The organism is Knoellia altitudinis, from assembly GCF_042666355.1.
Classification (GTDB): domain Bacteria; phylum Actinomycetota; class Actinomycetes; order Actinomycetales; family Dermatophilaceae; genus Knoellia; species Knoellia altitudinis.
Genome location: NZ_JBHTDK010000001.1, coordinates 954,551 through 969,686, shown reverse-complemented (window position 1 = coordinate 969,686; position 15,136 = coordinate 954,551). Strand labels below are relative to the sequence as shown.

The following is a 15,136-nucleotide window of genomic DNA, read 5'->3' as shown; positions in this document are numbered from 1 at the left end:
GGCACTCGTGAACGTTTCTCTCCTGCTCGCCGCGGAAGGTGAGGTGGCCGCGGCCACCGGCATCACGGCATACGCCTGGCTTCTCGTGGCGTTCCCCCTGCTCGGTGCGGCGATCCTCCTGCTCGGCGGCAGGGCCACCAACGCCTGGGGGCATCTGCTCGCCACCGCGCTGTCGTGGGCCAGCTTCGTCCTGGGCTTCGTCCTGCTGTTCGCCATGATCGGGCGCGGCGGCGAGGAGCGCGGTGCGCACCTCAGCGGGTGGAACTTCATCCCGGCGGGGCAGTTCCAGCTCGAGACAGGCCTGTTGGTCGACCAGCTGTCGATCGCGTTCGTCCTGCTCATCACCTTCGTCGGGTCCCTCATCCACGTCTACTCCATCGGCTACATGGAGCACGACGTCAACCGGCGCAAGTTCTTCGCCTACCTCAACCTCTTCGTCGCGGCCATGCTGCTCGTGGTCCTCGCGGACTCCTACCTGCTGCTCTTCGTCGGCTGGGAGGGTGTCGGTCTCGCGTCCTACCTGCTCATCGGGTTCTGGAACCACAACCCGGCCTACGCGACGGCGGCCAACAAGGCCTTCTTCGTGAACCGCGTCGGTGACGTCGGCATGTCGATCGCGCTGATGTACATGTTCTACACATTCGGCGCGGTGGACTTCGCGACCGTGCACGCCGGCGCTGCGGAGGCGGGTTCGACCGCCATGACCACGCTGGGGCTGCTGCTGCTCGTGGGTGCGTGCGCGAAGTCGGCGCAGTTCCCGCTGCAGTCCTGGCTCGGTGACGCCATGGCCGGCCCGACCCCCGTCTCGGCGCTCATCCACGCCGCGACGATGGTCACCGCCGGGGTCTACCTCGTCGTCCGCTCGCACGACATCTTCAACGCCGCCCCCAACGCGCAGCTCGCGGTCGCCGTCGTCGGTGCCATCACGCTGCTCTACGGAGCCATCGTCGGGTGCGCCAAGGACGACATCAAGAAGGCGCTGGCGGCCTCGACCATGTCGCAGATCGGCTACATGATGCTCGCGGCCGGGCTCGGGCCGGTGGGCTACGCCTTCGCGATCTTCCACCTCGTCACCCACGGCTTCTTCAAGGCCGGCATGTTCCTCGGTGCCGGCTCGGTCATGCACGGCATGAACGACCAGGTGAACATGCGTCGCTTCGGTGGCCTCTCGAGCGCCATGAAGATCACCTGGGTCACGTTCGGCCTGGGCTGGCTCGCCATCCTCGGTGTCCCGCCGTTCTCCGGCTTCTGGTCCAAGGACAAGATCATCGAGTCGGCGTTCATCGGTGAGGGCTGGCGCCCGTGGGTCTTCGGGTTCGTCGCGCTCATCGGTGCTGGCATCACCGCCTTCTACATGTCCCGCCTGTTCTTCATGACCTTCCACGGCAAGAAGCGCTGGGTGGACGAGGCGGAGGCGCGCGAGCTCGGCTCGCGCGCGGTGCACCCCCACGAGTCGCCGTTGACGATGACCGTCCCGATGATCGTGCTCGCCGTCGGATCGGGCCTGCTCGGCCTCGTCCTGTCGTGGGGCGGCATGTTCAGCCACTGGCTCGAGCCGGTCGTCGGCGAGCACGGTGAGGAGCACCCGGTCCTCGCGGTCCCGGTGATCATGGGACTGACGCTTCTGCTCGTGGCCGGAGGGGCGGCATACGCCTGGATGTTGTACTGGCGCGACGCGGTCCCGCAGACGGCGCCGCGAGGTTCCCTCCTCACGCAGGCGGCCCGCGTCGACCTCTACCAGGACGCCATCAACGAGGGCCTCTTCATGCGGCCCGGGACCCACCTCACCCGCGCGCTCGTCTTCACCGACGGCAAGGGGGTCGACGGGCTCACCGGCTCGATGGCCGCGTCCATCGGCGGGCTGTCCTCGCGACTGCGCCGCCTCCAGACCGGCTACGCCCGGTCCTATGCCTTGACGATGCTCACCGGTGTCGTCGCCATTCTCGGAGCACTGTGGGTGATGAACTGATGTCCGGCCTGCCCCTGCTCACGCTCATGATGGTCGTGCCGCTCGTCGGCGCGGCGGTCATCTGGCTGCTGCCGTCCGCCTCGTCGCGGTTGGCCAAGCCGATCGCGCTCGGCGCCTCCTTGCTGACGCTCGCGCTGGCGCTTCTGGCGTGGAGCCGGTTCGAGTCCGGTTCGGGTGATCGCTACCAGCTGACCGAGACGCACTCCTGGATCCCGCAGTTCGGCGTCTCCTACGCCCTCGGCGTCGACGGCATCGCGCTCTCGCTCATCGTCATGGCCGCGATCCTCACGCCGATCTGCCTGCTGGCTGCGTGGAACGACCTCGAAGGCGCTGAGGACGCCGACACTGTGTCCCACGGCAAGCGCGAGAAGACCTACTTCGCGCTCATGCTCGTGCTGCTCACCTTCATGGTGGGTGTCTTCGCGGCCCGCGACGTCTTCCTGTTCTACGTCTTCTTCGAGGCCATGCTCATCCCGGTCTACTTCCTCATCGGGCTGTTCGGTGGGGCACGGCGCCAGTACGCCGCGGTGAAGTTCATCCTCTTCTCGCTCGTCGGCGGGCTCATCATGCTCGTCGCCGTCATCGGCCTCTACTTCCAGGGACCGGGTGGCGAGCAGGGCTTCCTCTACGAGTCGCTCGAGGGTGCCGTCGGCGGGTCGACCGCGACCCAGCGCTGGCTGTTCATCGGCTTCTTCATCGCGTTCGCGATCAAGGCGCCGATGTGGCCGGTCCACACGTGGCTGCCCGACGCGGCGTCCGAGGCGCGTCCCGCCACTGCCGTGCTGCTCGTCGGTGTCCTCGACAAGGTCGGCACCTTCGGGATGCTGCGCTTCTGCCTCGGGTTCTTCCCGGAGGCGTCACAGTGGGCCACGCCCGTGGTCATCACCCTGGCGGTCATCTCGGTGATCTACGGCGCGCTGCTCGCCATCGGGTCGCGCGACATCATGCGGCTCATCGCGTTCACCTCGATCAGCCACTTCGGCTTCATCGTCCTCGGCATCTTCGCGATGACCACGACGGCCGGTGGCGGCTCGGCGCTCTACATGATCAACCACGGGTTCTCCACCGCCGGGCTCTTCCTGCTCGCCGGGTTCCTCATCTCGCGGCACGGCTCCCAGCGCATCGCCGACTACGGAGGCTGGCAGCGGGTCACCCCGGTGCTCGCCGGGACCTTCCTCGTGGCTGGACTCTCGTCGTTGGCGCTGCCCGGCCTGTCGTCCTACGTGTCGGAGTTCCTCGTGCTCACGGGGACCTTCCAGCGCTACCAGGTGGCCGCGGCGATCGCCACCCTCGGCATCGTCCTCGCCGCGCTCTACATCCTGCTGACCTACCAGCGGGTCTTCACCGGTCCGCGTCCGAGCTTCGCGGAGGGCTCCGAGCCCCGCGACCTGGGGCTGCGCGAGAAGCTCGTCGTGGCGCCGATCATCGCCTCGTTCCTGCTCCTCGGCGTCTACCCGAAGCCGGTGCTCGACCTCGTCAACCCGGCCGTGAAGCAGACGCTCGAACTCGTCGGTGTCACTGATCCGACGCCGACCAACGCCACCGGGAGTGCCCAGTGACCGCCCTGTCCACCGCGATGCCGACCGCCTTCGAGGCCGTCCAGGTCAACTACGGCGCCGTCGCGCCCATGCTGATCGTCGTCGGCGCCGCGCTCATCGGTGTCCTCGTCGAGGCGTTCGCGCCGCGGACCTCACGTCACGTCATCCAGGTCTCGCTCGCCCTGGCTGCGCTCGTGGCATCCTTCGCCGTGCTCGCCCTCGTGTCCGTCGACAACCAGACGGTCACCGCCGGTGGCTCGATCGTCGTCGACGGCCCAGCCCTGTTCATGCAGGGGACGCTGCTGATCTTCTCGGTTCTCGGCGTGCTCACCATGTCCGAGCGCTTCGGCGGGCGCTCCGCCGATGCCTTCACCCCGATGGGTGCGGCCACCCCGGGCTCCCCGGCCGAGTCCGCGGCCGATCGCGCCGGGTTCGCGACGTCGGAGGCCTTCCCGCTGACGCTCTTCGCCGTGTTCGGCATGCTCATGTTCGTGTCGTCGAACGACCTCATCACGATGTTCGTGGCGCTCGAGGTCCTGTCCCTGCCGCTCTACGTGCTGACCGGCCTGGCCCGGCGTCGCCGGCTGCTCTCGCAGGAGGCCTCGCTCAAGTACTTCCTGCTGGGCGCCTTCTCGTCGGCCTTCTTCCTCTTCGGTGCAGCACTGCTCTACGGGTATGCCGGGTCGACCGACCTCGCGAAGATCGCCGAGGCGATCACGACGGCCAACGGCGCCTACGAGGGCCTGCTGCTGCCGGGTGTGGTCCTCACCCTCATCGGGCTGCTCTTCAAGATCGGCGCGGTGCCGTTCCACTCGTGGACGCCCGACGCCTACCAGGGGGCTCCGACGCCGGTCACCGGGTTCATGGCCGCCGCGACCAAGCTCGCCGCCTTCGGTGCGATCCTGCGGCTCGTCTACGTCGGCGTGGAGTCCTCCCGTCTCGAGTGGCGCCTCGGGGTGGCCGCGATCGCCGTCCTGACCATGGTCGTCGGCTCGGTGCTGTCGGTGACCCAGACCGACATCAAGCGGCTGCTGGCCTACTCGTCCATCGCGCACGCCGGCTTCATCCTCGTCGGGGTCCTGGCCTTCGACGTCACCGGCGTCTCGGGCACGATGTTCTACCTCGCGGCCTACGGCCTGGCGACCATCGCCGCGTTCGCCATCGTCTCCCTGGTCCGCTCCGGTGGGTCCGAGGCGACGCACCTCTCGCAGTGGGCGGGCCTGGGCAGGAAGCACCCGGTCGTCGCCGGCATCTTCGCTCTGCTGCTCCTCGCGTTCGCGGGCATCCCGCTGACGTCCGGCTTCACGGCGAAGTTCGCGGCGTTCGCCCCGGCCATCGCGCACGGTGGGCTGGCCGGCATCATCATGGTGGTCGTCGGCGTGCTGGCCTCGGCCGTCACCGCGTTCGTCTACTTCCGGCTCATCGTGCTCATGTACTTCACCGAGCCGACCGGTGACGACGACGTCGTCGCGCTGACCCCGTCGATCGCCTCGACGATCGCCATCACCGTCGGCGCCCTCGGCACCGTCGTGCTGGGTGTCGTCCCGGGCCCGATCCTCGACCTCGCCGGTCGGGTGTCGCAGTTCATCCAGTGACCCTCGCCCTGCCCGAGGTCTCGGCCGGGTTGCAGGAGCGGCTCACGGATGGTCTCGCCCGGGTCGAGGCGCTCATCGAGGAGCGCATCGACCACGACGACGCCTTCATCGCCGAGGCCAACGTGCACCTGCTCCGAGCCGGCGGCAAGCGGTTCCGGCCGATGCTCACGATCCTCGCCGCAGAGCTGGGCGACGGGGTCAACGACGCCGTCGTCACGGCGGCCGCCGCGGTGGAGCTGACCCACCTGGCCTCGCTCTACCACGACGACGTCATGGACGAGGCGGAGCTGCGCCGGGGCACACCCACGGCCAACACGGCATACGGGAACTCCACCGCCATCCTCATCGGTGACCTCCTCTTCGGTCACGCATCTGCCCTGGTCGCCGAGCTGGGGAACGATGCGGTGCGGATCCAGGCCGAGACCTTCATCCGACTGTGCACCGGCCAGATCCGCGACGAGCGGCAGGCGCCCGAGGGTGAGGATGCGGGCGCCTACTACCTGCGCGTCCTCGAGGACAAGACCGGAGTGCTCATCGCGACCGCTGCCCGTTATGGCGCGATGTTCGCGGGTTGTGGTGACGACGTCGTCGAGACGATGCGGGTCTATGGCGAGCGCCTGGGCATGGCCTTCCAGCTCGCCGACGACCTCATCGACATCGAGTCCTCCACGGAGGAGCTCGGCAAGACGCCGGGCACGGACCTGCGCGAGGGCAAGCGGACCCTCGCCGTGCTGCATGCCCTGGCGTCGACGGCGCCCGACGACGCCCGGCTCCGGGAGCTGCTGCAGTCCGAGCTGTCGGGTGACGCCGAGCTGCGCGAGGCGCTCGAGCTGCTGAGGGCTCATCCGGCACTCGAACGGGCTCGCGCCGAGACCCGCGCGGTCGGCGAGCAGGCGCAGGAGGCGCTCACCGAGCTGCCCGACAGTGAGGCGAAGACCGCCCTGCTGGCGCTGGCCACGTCGGTCACCCACCGCGTCTCCTGACCCGCCGCCCCCGGACGTGCCCACGCAGAGCGTAGGACCCGTCGCCTGAAGTGGGTTTCTCTCACCTCACCTGACGGCCGCCGTCAAGCGAAGTGAGAACTCCGCGACATGACTGGTCAGCGCAGGAGGAAGTAGGACAGAGCGGGAGAGGTGGACACGTCGCGGCACGGGTAGCCCAGGTTCGCCACGTGGGCTGCGAAGTCGACGTCGTCGCGCACGCCCTCGAAGGCGCAGAGCACCCGGCCGTAGTCGGTGCCGTGGCTGCGGTAGTGGAACATCGTGATGTTCCAGCGGGTGCCGAGCTCGGTGAGGAAGCGGCTCAGGGCGCCCGGGTGCTCCGGGAACTCGAAGCTGTAGACCTCCTCCTCGACGCCGGGTGAACGTCCGCCGATCATGTAGCGCACGTGCGTCTTGGCCGTGTCGTCGTCGGAGAGGTCGACCGACTCGTAGCCGGCGGCGGTGAGGTTGTCGTGGATCTGGCGGCCCTCGGCGGCGCCGCCGGAGAGCTGGACGCCGACGAAGATGCGTGCCCGGTCGGTCCCGTCCGCCCGGTAGTTGAACTCCGTGACCGAGCGGCCGGCGAGCACGCCGACGAACGCCAGGAACGCGCCGGCGCGGTCGGGGATGGTCACACCGAAGAGCGCCTCGCGATGCTCGCCGATCTCGGCCCGCTCGGAGATGTAGCGCAGCGTGTCGAACGGGACGTTGGCACCGGAGAGGATGTGCGCCAACCTCTCTCCCTGTATGCCGTGGGCGGCGACATACTTCTTGAGTCCCGCGAGTGCCACGGCGCCAGCCGGCTCCGCGACGGCACGCACGTCCTCGAAGATGTCCTTGACCGCCGCGCAGATCTCGTCCGACCCGACTGTGACGACGTCGTCGAGGTGGCGGCGACAGAGGTCGAAGGTCTGGTCGCCGATCCGCTTCACCGCGACGCCCTCGGCGAAGCGGCTCACCTCGGGCAGGTCCACCGGGCGCCCGGCCTCGAGGGCGGCACGCAGGCACGCGGCGTCCTCGGGCTCGACCCCGATGACCTTGATGCCGGGCATGAGGTTCTTGATGAGGCCGGCGACGCCGGCCGCCAACCCACCGCCGCCGACCGGCACGAACACCCGGTCGAGGTGGGCGTCCTGCTGGATGAGCTCGAGACCGATCGTGCCCTGTCCGGCGATGACGAGCGGGTCGTCGAACGGTGGGATGTAGGTGAGTCCGCGCGAGTCCGCGAGTCGCAGGGCCTCGGCCTGCGCGACGTCGAACCTGTCACCCACGAGCACGACCTCTGCGCCATGTCCGCGGACGGCATCCACCTTGATCGGCGCCGTCGTCGCAGGCATGACGACCACGGCGGTCACACCGAGCAGGGACGCGGACAGCGCCACGCCCTGGGCGTGGTTGCCGGCCGAGGCGGTGACGACTCCCCGGGCACGCTCCTCACGGCTGAGGCCGTCCATCCGCGTGTAGGCGCCGCGGACCTTGAACGAGTGGATCGGCTGGCGGTCCTCGCGCTTGACCTGGACGGTGTTGCCCACGCGCTCGGACAGCGCGTCCATGACCTCCAGCGGGGTGACGACTGCGGCCTCATAGACCGGCGCCCGCAGGACGGCTCGCAGCAGCTCCGACCCGTTGGCCCGGTCGGCAAGCTCTTCGGTGGACATGGGTCAAGCAAACCGTGAGATCGCTGCGGCCAGCGTGGCCGCCACCAGTCGAGACGAGATGCTCAGACAGGGACAGCCTGACGCTTCGCGGCGACCCGGCGAGGAATGGCCCAGGAGAGGCCTGCGGCGAGGAGGCACAGGCCGCCGGCGGTGAACCAGGCGAGTGAGTAGGTGCCCGTGACATCGCGCACCGCTCCTGCGCCGGTCGCCGCAATCGCAGCGCCGATCTGGTGGGACGCGAAGACCCATCCGAAGACGACGGGCGCCGAGACGTCGAACCACTCACGGCACAGGGCCACGGTCGGCGGCACCGTGGCGATCCAGTCGAGCCCGTAGAAGATGATGAAGAACCACATGGTCGGTTGCACCGATGGCCCGAGCAACGAGGGCAACAGCATGAGAGAGAGTCCGCGGAGGGCGTAGTAGCCCACGAGCAGGAAGCGGGGGTCGACCCGGTCGGTCATCCAACCCGAGAAGATCGTGCCGGCGATGTCGAAGATCCCGATGAGCGCCAGCAGTGAGGCCGCCATCGTCGTGGGCATGCCGTGGTCGTGCGCCGCCGGGACGAAGTGGGTGCCGACGAGTCCGTTGGTGGACATGCCGCAGATCGCGAACCCGCCGGCAAGCAGCCAGAAGGCTCGGGTCCTGGCCGCCTTGCGCAGCGACGACAGAGCCTGGGCCGCGGCGCTGCCCACGGGATGGGGGAGGGGGAGGCCGGGATCCTCGGCGGTTGCGCCGTAGGCCTGCAGGCCGACGTCATGCGGGTGGTCGCGGACGAACAGGATCACGAGCGGGACCACCGCGAGCGCCACGGCGGCCACGACGAGCGCAGGTGTACGCCAACCGTATCGATCGGCCAGGATCGCGATGAGCGGAAGGAAGACGAGCTGCCCGGTCGCCCCGGCCGCGGTGAGCACGCCACTCACGAGTCCTCGACGAGCCACGAACCACCGGTTGACGAGCGTCGCCACGAGCGCCATCGACATCGAACCGGTGCCGACGCCGACGACGACGCCCCACAGCAGGACGAGCTGCCACGCCTGGGTCATGAAGACGGTGAGCCCGCTGCCGAGGGCGACGAGGGTGAGTGCGACCACGACGACGCGGCGGATCCCGAAACGGTCCATCAGGGCTGCCGCGAACGGTGAGAACAGCCCGAAGAGCACGAGGTTCACCGACACCGCGAACCCGATCGTGGCCCGGCTCCACCCGAACTCCTGGTGCAGTGGGTCGATGAGCACACTCGGGACCGAGCGGAAGCCAGCGGCACCGATGAGCGTGACGAACCCGACGATGGCCACGATCCACGCGCGGTGCAGGGGCGGACGGCGTCGCCGACCCCCGTCGTCGGCGAAGGGCTCGGCATCTGCGGCGCTCACCGCGAGGTCGTCGGTCATGGGAGAGAGCCTTTCAGCCGGTTCGACTTCCGCCTAGTGGCAGAAACGCCACAATGTGCAAAGATCCAGCCATGCCCACTCCACGCCTGCCGCACCGGGTCGTCGTCCTGCTGCTCGAGCCGCTCATCGGCTACGACGCGACCATCCCGGGGGCCGTGCTCGGCTCCGCACAGGACGTCGAGGGCCAGCCGCTCTATGACGTCCAGATGGCATCCCTCGACGGTGGAGCCGTCATGACACACAACGGGTATGCCGTTGTGCCGCAGGGTGACTCCTCTCTCCTGGAGCAGGCAGACACCGTCATCATCCCCGGCACCCAGATCCCCGGGCCACGCTTCGACGGCACCGTGCCCGACGAGCTGGGGGCCGCGCTGGGCCGCATCCGCAAGGGCGCGCGCATCGTCTCGATCTGCACCGGCGCCTATGTCCTCGCGGCAGCCGGACTGCTCGACGGGCGACCGGCCACCACCCACTGGCAGCACACCGAGAGGTTCCGCACGCTCTACCCGCAGGTCGACCTCAACGAGGACGTGCTGTTCGTCGACGACGGCGACGTCCTCACCGCCGCAGGCCTCTCCGCGGGGGTCGACCTCTGCCTGCACCTCCTGCGGCGCGACCACGGTGCCACCGTCGCCAACGACGTTGCGCGCTACTGCGTCGTCCCGCCCTGGCGCGACGGTGGTCAGGCCCAGTTCATCGAGCGGCCGGTGCCGGTCATGGATGACGCGTCGACCTCGACGACCCGGGCCTGGGCGATGGCCCACCTCGCCGCGGACCTGTCCGTACCCACCCTGGCCCGGCGCGCCCGGATGAGCGAGCGCACGTTTGCCCGACGGTTCCGTGAGGAGACCGGGCTGACTCCGGCGGCCTGGGTCACCCAGCAACGGGTGCGCCAGGCACAGCATCTCCTCGAGACCACCGATCTCGCCGTCGACGTCATCGCGACGCGCGCCGGGCTGGGCACGGGTGCCTCGCTGCGCAAGCACTGTGCCGCCACGCTGGGGGTCTCACCGCAGGCCTACCGCCGCACCTTCCGCGGCGCCACCGAGCCCAGAACCGCCTGAGGCCCCTCCCCGGCGTCATGAGCTCGATGCCAGTGTGCGTCAAGGAGGCTGCAAGGGGGTGTCGGCACCGTGTGAGGGACCGGAAGCCATGGGGCCTTCGGACCGACACCGGAAGGAACGAACCATGACCACGCTGCGCACCCACGGTTGGCGACTCGCCCTCGTCCTGGCGGGGGTTCTCATCGCCCTCGGCGGGCGGCTGCACCCCGACGCCGAATCCACCGACCCGCTCCGACAGGAGCTGGCCACGATGACCGCCCATGAGAACTGGGTTCCCGGCCACGCCCTCATCATGTTCGGCACCTTCGCCCTCGTCGCCGGCCTGTGGCTGGCCCGGGCGACAGGTGTGTGGGCCGAGGCCCGTCGGGCCCTGACCGTCGCGGCCGTCGCGATGAGCCTGTATGCCGTCGAGACGGTGTTCCACCTCGCGGCGTCCGTCGACGCCCACGCCCTCGCCCATGGTGACGCGGCGCCGGTCGCCTTCACCCACGTGGGACTCTCCGTCGTCCTGTACCCCCTCGCGGGTGGCGCGCTGGCGGCGCTGGGCGTACGGCTCGTCCGTACCCTGAGCGGGGTGCGTCGCATCCCACCGCTGCTGGCCGTGGTGGCCGGGGTCATGCACGGCCTCTCCGTCCCTGCGACCCTCCTGCTCCCCGACGCCGAACTCAGCCCGATGTTCGCCATCGGCGGGATGGGCATGGCCCTGTGGGCGATCGGCAGCGGCCTGCTCGGCGCCGGTCGGGCGCGGGTCGTTGAGGACGGTGTGGCCAAGGTGCCGGTGCACGTCTGAGGGGAGCCGTGTCAGCGAGGGTCCGGAGTCGGTGGATTCACCGACCCGGGCCCTTGCTGCTCCCTAGTGTGGCTACATGCGCGTCACCGTCCTCGGCCACCTCGAGGTCATGCTCGACGACGGGTCGCCCGCGGCCCTGGGAGGGGCGAAGCCGCGCACTCTCGTCGGTGTGCTCGTCGCGGCGGGGGGACGCCCCGTCCAGGTGGCGCAGCTCGTCGACGAGGTCTGGGGAGAGGAGCCACCTGACCGGGTCGAGGCCTCCCTGCAGAGCTACGTCGCACGCCTGCGCAAGGCGCTGGGCGGCTCACCGGGCGGCGCCGACCGCCTCCGGACGCATCCCGGTGGCTACTCGCTCGCCCTGACGGACGACGAGGTGGATGCCCGACGGGTGGCCCAGCAGATCCGTTCCGCGCGCGAGCTGTCCGACTCCGACGCCGAAGCGGCGACGAGGCTGCTCGAGACGGCGCTCGAGCAGTGGTCCGGTGAGGCGTACGCCGGACTGACTGCACCCTCGCTCCTTGCCGAGGCCACCAGGCTCGAGGAACTGCGCCTCACGGCCCTCGAGAGCCTGTGGGACATGCGGCTGAGGACGGGTGACCCGGCCCTGGCCGTCGGTGAGCTCGAGCAGCTCGTGCGCATCCACCCGTTGCGTGAGCGGTTCTGGGCGCTGCTCGCACTGGCGCAGTATCGCTGCGCGCGCCAGGGTGACGCGCTCAGCACGTTGCGCCGGGCACGAGCCCATCTCGACGAGGAGCTCGGCATCGATCCGGGCCCGGAGCTGCAGCTTCTCGAAGGCTCTGTCCTCAGGCAGGATCCCGGGCTGCTCATCCTGCCGACGCAGGACCGGCGCTCGACCCCGGTGCCCGGGCCGCCGGAGCCGCCACCCGGCACCGCCCGTGGCTTCGTAGGTCGCGAGTCCGACCTCGTGACGGCGGATGCGGCCCTGTCCTGCGCCGAGTCCGGGCGTGGCGTCGTCCTCCAGGTCGTCGGCGACGCCGGCATCGGCAAGAGCAGGTTCGCGCGTGAGGTCGCCGAGCGCGCCCGGGGCCGAGGCTTCAGGGTGGGTGCCGCGGGCTGGGACCCCGACCCGGTCGGGGCGCTGGCGCCGTGGGCGCGCGCGGTCGAGGAGGCCCTCGGGCTCGACCTCGTGTCGGGGACGGACGACGAGGTGCGTGACGCGGCGTCGGCGAGTCTGCAGGCCGCCGACGCGCTGGCGGAAGCAGTTGCGGACGGACCGCCGGTGCTCCTCGTCCTCGATGACGTCCACTGGGCCGACCCGGACAGCTGCCGGCTGGCACGGCGCGTGGTCGCGACCCTCGACCGGCTGCCCCTCGTGCTGGTCCTCGCCAGCCGACCGCTGGACGGGCACTCGCCCACGTGGGTCGCCGACCTGGTCGAGCGGATCGTGCGCACCGGTGGCGCACGGGTCGACCTCACCGGTCTCTCCGCCCCGTCGATCGGTGCCTACGTCCGCGAGGCCGTCGGCATCGAGGTGGACGACGACGTGGCGCGGGCACTCGCGGCCAGGACCGAGGGCAACCCGTTCTTCGTGCGTGAGGTCGTGCGCCTCCTCGCCTCTGTCGGCGCGCTCGGCGACCCGACCGACGAGGCGTGGCGACGCGTTCCCCGTGGCGTGGCCGAGGTCGTCCGGCAACGACTCAAGGTGGTCGACGACGTCGTCTCCCGGACGCTGGCGACGGCATCGGTCCTGGGCCGCACGTTCGAGAGCTCGGTCCTCGCGGACCCCGACCTCGTCGGCGACGACGCCGTCGTCGACGAGGCACTCGAGGCGGCGTTGGTCCTGGGGCTCATCGAGGACGAGGGTCCCGGACTCTTCCGGTTCGTCCACGCCGTCGTGCGGGACGCGGTCTACGAGACCGTCCCGGCGCCCGCGAGGGCGCGGCTCCATGCCTCCGTCGCAGGGGTGCTGGAGCGCCGGTATGCCGGTCACTGGGACGAGCGCGGCGCCGAGCTGGCCGAGCACTACCGGTTGGCCGGCCTCGGTCGGGCACGGGCGGGGTGGGGCTTTGCCTGGCGCAGCGCGAAGCGGGCGACCAAGGACTCCGCACACGCCGAGGCACTGCGCTGGCTCGAGGTCGCCGCGTCGCTCCAGGACCTCGACGCCCTGGTGACCGACGAGGAGCGTGAGCCCGTGCGGCTCGCGACCGCCCGTGCGCTGGCCTGGCTGGGACGCGCGCGTGAGGTCTGGCCGCCGCTGGCCTCGGCGGCTCGCGTCCGGCTCCAGCGAGGCGACCCCGAGGGGGCGGCAGAGATCCTCCTGCGCGCCAACGAGAACGCGCCGTGGGGGTGGCGTCAGCTCGGGGAGGTCGACGAGGACGGCATCCGCCTCTGGCGCGAGGTGCTGGGCGCCCTCGGCACCTCGCCCTCCGTGCTGCGGTCCCGGACCGTCCTCGCGCTCGAGGTCGAGCAGATGCACCTGCCCAGCCGCCCGACGGTCGACCCCGCCGCGCCCGACCTGGTCGAGACCGTGCTCGCGCAGGCGCGAGTGCTCTCGACGTCACGTGAGGACAGGCTAGAGACACTGTCGCTCGCCGCCCTCGCTCTCGTCGCCCCGGACCAGGCAGCTCGCCGGGCGGCCGTCCTCGACGAGGCCGTGCAGCTCGCAGCGGCCGCCGGCGACGAGACGGCACTGACACGCCTGCTGACCTCACGCCTGGGACTGCGCGTGGACCTCGGCCTCGTCGACGAGGCGCGTTCGGACCTGGCCCGGGCCACGGAGCTCGCGACCCGGCGGCACGCCGTCCAGGAGCTGTTCATCTGTCGGTGGGCTGCGGCCTGGTTCCTCCTCGCCGCCGGCGACCTTGCCTCGGCGGAGCCGGTGATGATGGTCAACGAGGAGATGGAAGAGTCGCTCCCCGCACCCGGCGTGGGAGTCGGGCTGGCGCACCGCGCCTGGCTCGCCCGGCAGCGCGGACACCCGGACCTGGTCGAGGAGGCCATCCGCCCACTCGCCCAGGCCGTTCCCACCCTCTTCCGGGACGTCCACCTGCTCGCCCTCGTCCGGGCGGGCAGGGTCGACGAGGCCCGCGAGCGCGCCGGCCGCTGGGGGGAGCAGCCGGCGCTGTCGCGGGACTACATGTGGATCAGCGCGGCGACGACCAGGGCCTGGCTCTGGCTCGCACTGGGAGATGCCGCGGCGGTGCACGAGCTCCGCACCGACCTCGAACCGTATGCCGGTCGGCTGGCGTCGTTCGGCGTCACCGGAGTCTTCGAGGGCGTGGTCGACGACGTCCTCGGCAGGCTCGTCCACCTCGACGGTGACCCCCTCGCAGGGCGCGCGTACCTGGAAGCGGCGCACGCGGCATACGAGCGGTTCGGCTTCGGGGTGTGGGCGCGACGGGTCGAGGAGGCGCTCGCCGCGGAGTCCCCGGGCCTGGTCGTGCCGTGACCGGAGCGTCAGGGCGTCTCCGTGCCGTGGATGCGTCGCGAGTGCCGGCGGAAGGCACGGCGCGCCGACCTCAGCAGCACGGCGCGCACCGGCGGGGGCGCGTCGCGCAGCATGGTGCGCAGCACGGCCGGGTCGCCGTCGTGGGCGAACATCCCGAGCACGAGGGTGCGGCCACGCCGCGGCGCTCGGCGCTGCGCCTCGTGTCCCATGTCGTCCCACTCGGCCTGGCTCACGGTGCGGGCCGCGATCGGCAGCAGACGCTGCTCCTCGGCGTCGAGGTGCTCGATGAGGTGCACGTAGAGCTCGTCGAGGATCGTCGCGAGCCGCTCACGGTCCTTGGCGGACGCCGACTCGCGCCACGACGCCTGCGCGGGGCCGAGCTCGCCCAGAAGCGCGTCGAGGCGTTCGTGCTGGCTCTCCATGAGGGTGATGACGGGGGCAAGCTCGTCGCTGACCCGGTCGAGGAGGAGCGGCCACAGCACGTCGTCCTCGACGCCGTGGTGGTGGTGCAGGAAGGTCGTGAGGAGGGTGAGGTGCTGGTCCACCTCCGCCACGCGGTGGCGCTCCCCGTCGGCGACCCGGCGGACGACGCCGGGGGCGAGGCGGAACTCGCGCCGTGGGAGGGTGTGCAGCAGGACCATGACGCTCGTGTCGGTGAGCCGTGGCTGGTCGGTGGTGGTCATCGGGACGTCCTCTCGTTGAGTGGGTGGTCCCACTGTCCGGCGCCGGCACTGCA

Annotated in this window: 10 protein-coding genes; 7 read left to right on the top strand and 3 right to left on the bottom strand. The window is 70.7% G+C overall.

Annotated elements, in window-relative coordinates:
* Nucleotides 1–7: 7 nt before the first annotated feature.
* The 4 genes from nuoL to ACFQW8_RS04525 are packed head-to-tail and all read left to right on the top strand — an operon-like array spanning nt 8 to nt 6,085.
* A complete protein-coding gene (gene nuoL / locus ACFQW8_RS04540) occupies nt 8–1,969 on the top strand; it encodes an NADH-quinone oxidoreductase subunit L (RefSeq protein WP_380085770.1) in 1,962 nt (653 codons plus the stop codon).
* Complete coding sequence (locus tag ACFQW8_RS04535; RefSeq protein WP_380088589.1) at nt 1,969–3,528, top strand: NADH-quinone oxidoreductase subunit M; 1,560 nt, start codon at nt 1,969–1,971, stop codon at nt 3,526–3,528. Before nuoL ends, ACFQW8_RS04535 begins: the two co-directional genes overlap by 1 nt.
* A 17-nt stretch (nt 3,529–3,545) precedes the next feature.
* The gene (gene nuoN / locus ACFQW8_RS04530; RefSeq protein ID WP_380088587.1) at nt 3,546–5,102 is read left to right on the top strand and encodes an NADH-quinone oxidoreductase subunit NuoN; all 1,557 of its coding nucleotides are present in this window, start codon (nt 3,546–3,548) and stop codon (nt 5,100–5,102) included.
* Nucleotides 5,099–6,085 (top strand): polyprenyl synthetase family protein, encoded by a 987-nt coding sequence (locus tag ACFQW8_RS04525; RefSeq protein ID WP_380085769.1) that lies wholly within the window; start codon nt 5,099–5,101, stop codon nt 6,083–6,085. The genes nuoN and ACFQW8_RS04525 overlap by 4 nt, the downstream gene beginning before the upstream one ends.
* A gap of 116 nt (nt 6,086–6,201) precedes the next feature.
* On the opposite strand, the gene ilvA is transcribed toward ACFQW8_RS04525, so the two are convergent.
* Together ilvA and ACFQW8_RS04515 are read right to left on the bottom strand one after the other, a co-directional pair.
* Nucleotides 6,202–7,740 carry a threonine ammonia-lyase, biosynthetic gene (ilvA, locus tag ACFQW8_RS04520; RefSeq protein WP_380085768.1) on the bottom strand — a complete coding sequence of 513 codons (1,539 nt, stop codon included), beginning with the start codon at nt 7,738–7,740 and terminating at the stop codon, nt 6,202–6,204.
* A gap of 62 nt (nt 7,741–7,802) precedes the next feature.
* Nucleotides 7,803–9,137 (bottom strand): MFS transporter, encoded by a 1,335-nt coding sequence (locus ACFQW8_RS04515; protein WP_380085767.1) that lies wholly within the window; start codon nt 9,135–9,137, stop codon nt 7,803–7,805.
* Nucleotides 9,138–9,208: 71 nt separating this feature from the next.
* Here ACFQW8_RS04515 and ACFQW8_RS04510 point away from each other — a divergent pair, with 71 nt between their 5' ends.
* The 3 genes from ACFQW8_RS04510 to ACFQW8_RS04500 all read left to right on the top strand — a co-directional run bounded on the left by ACFQW8_RS04510 (nt 9,209) and on the right by ACFQW8_RS04500 (nt 14,400).
* Nucleotides 9,209–10,201, top strand: coding sequence for a GlxA family transcriptional regulator (locus ACFQW8_RS04510; RefSeq protein WP_380085766.1), 993 nt, complete (start codon nt 9,209–9,211; stop codon nt 10,199–10,201).
* Nucleotides 10,202–10,325: 124 nt separating this feature from the next.
* Nucleotides 10,326–10,991, top strand: a complete 666-nt coding sequence (locus tag ACFQW8_RS04505; RefSeq protein ID WP_380085765.1) for a hypothetical protein — start codon at nt 10,326–10,328, stop codon at nt 10,989–10,991.
* 76 nt (nt 10,992–11,067) lie between these two features.
* Nucleotides 11,068–14,400: a BTAD domain-containing putative transcriptional regulator gene (locus ACFQW8_RS04500; protein ID WP_380085764.1), complete on the top strand. Its 3,333-nt coding sequence runs from the start codon at nt 11,068–11,070 to the stop codon at nt 14,398–14,400.
* An 8-nt stretch (nt 14,401–14,408) separates the two neighbouring features.
* Here ACFQW8_RS04500 and ACFQW8_RS04495 read toward each other — a convergent pair whose 3' ends face one another.
* Nucleotides 14,409–15,083, bottom strand: coding sequence for a hemerythrin domain-containing protein (locus ACFQW8_RS04495; protein ID WP_380085763.1), 675 nt, complete (start codon nt 15,081–15,083; stop codon nt 14,409–14,411).
* Between the last annotated feature and the right edge of the window lie 53 nt (nt 15,084–15,136).

Coding starts and splice junctions, on each gene's coding strand:
- ACFQW8_RS04535 (WP_380088589.1), top strand. CDS start 1,969: ATGTCCGGCCTGCCCCTGCTCACGCTCATGATGGTCGTGCCGCTCGTC.
- nuoN (WP_380088587.1), top strand. CDS start 3,546: ATGCCGACCGCCTTCGAGGCCGTCCAGGTCAACTACGGCGCCGTCGCG.
- ilvA (WP_380085768.1), bottom strand. CDS start 7,740: ATGTCCACCGAAGAGCTTGCCGACCGGGCCAACGGGTCGGAGCTGCTG.
- ACFQW8_RS04515 (WP_380085767.1), bottom strand. CDS start 9,137: ATGACCGACGACCTCGCGGTGAGCGCCGCAGATGCCGAGCCCTTCGCC.
- ACFQW8_RS04510 (WP_380085766.1), top strand. CDS start 9,209: ATGCCCACTCCACGCCTGCCGCACCGGGTCGTCGTCCTGCTGCTCGAG.
- ACFQW8_RS04505 (WP_380085765.1), top strand. CDS start 10,326: ATGACCACGCTGCGCACCCACGGTTGGCGACTCGCCCTCGTCCTGGCG.
- ACFQW8_RS04500 (WP_380085764.1), top strand. CDS start 11,068: ATGCGCGTCACCGTCCTCGGCCACCTCGAGGTCATGCTCGACGACGGG.
- ACFQW8_RS04495 (WP_380085763.1), bottom strand. CDS start 15,083: ATGACCACCACCGACCAGCCACGGCTCACCGACACGAGCGTCATGGTC.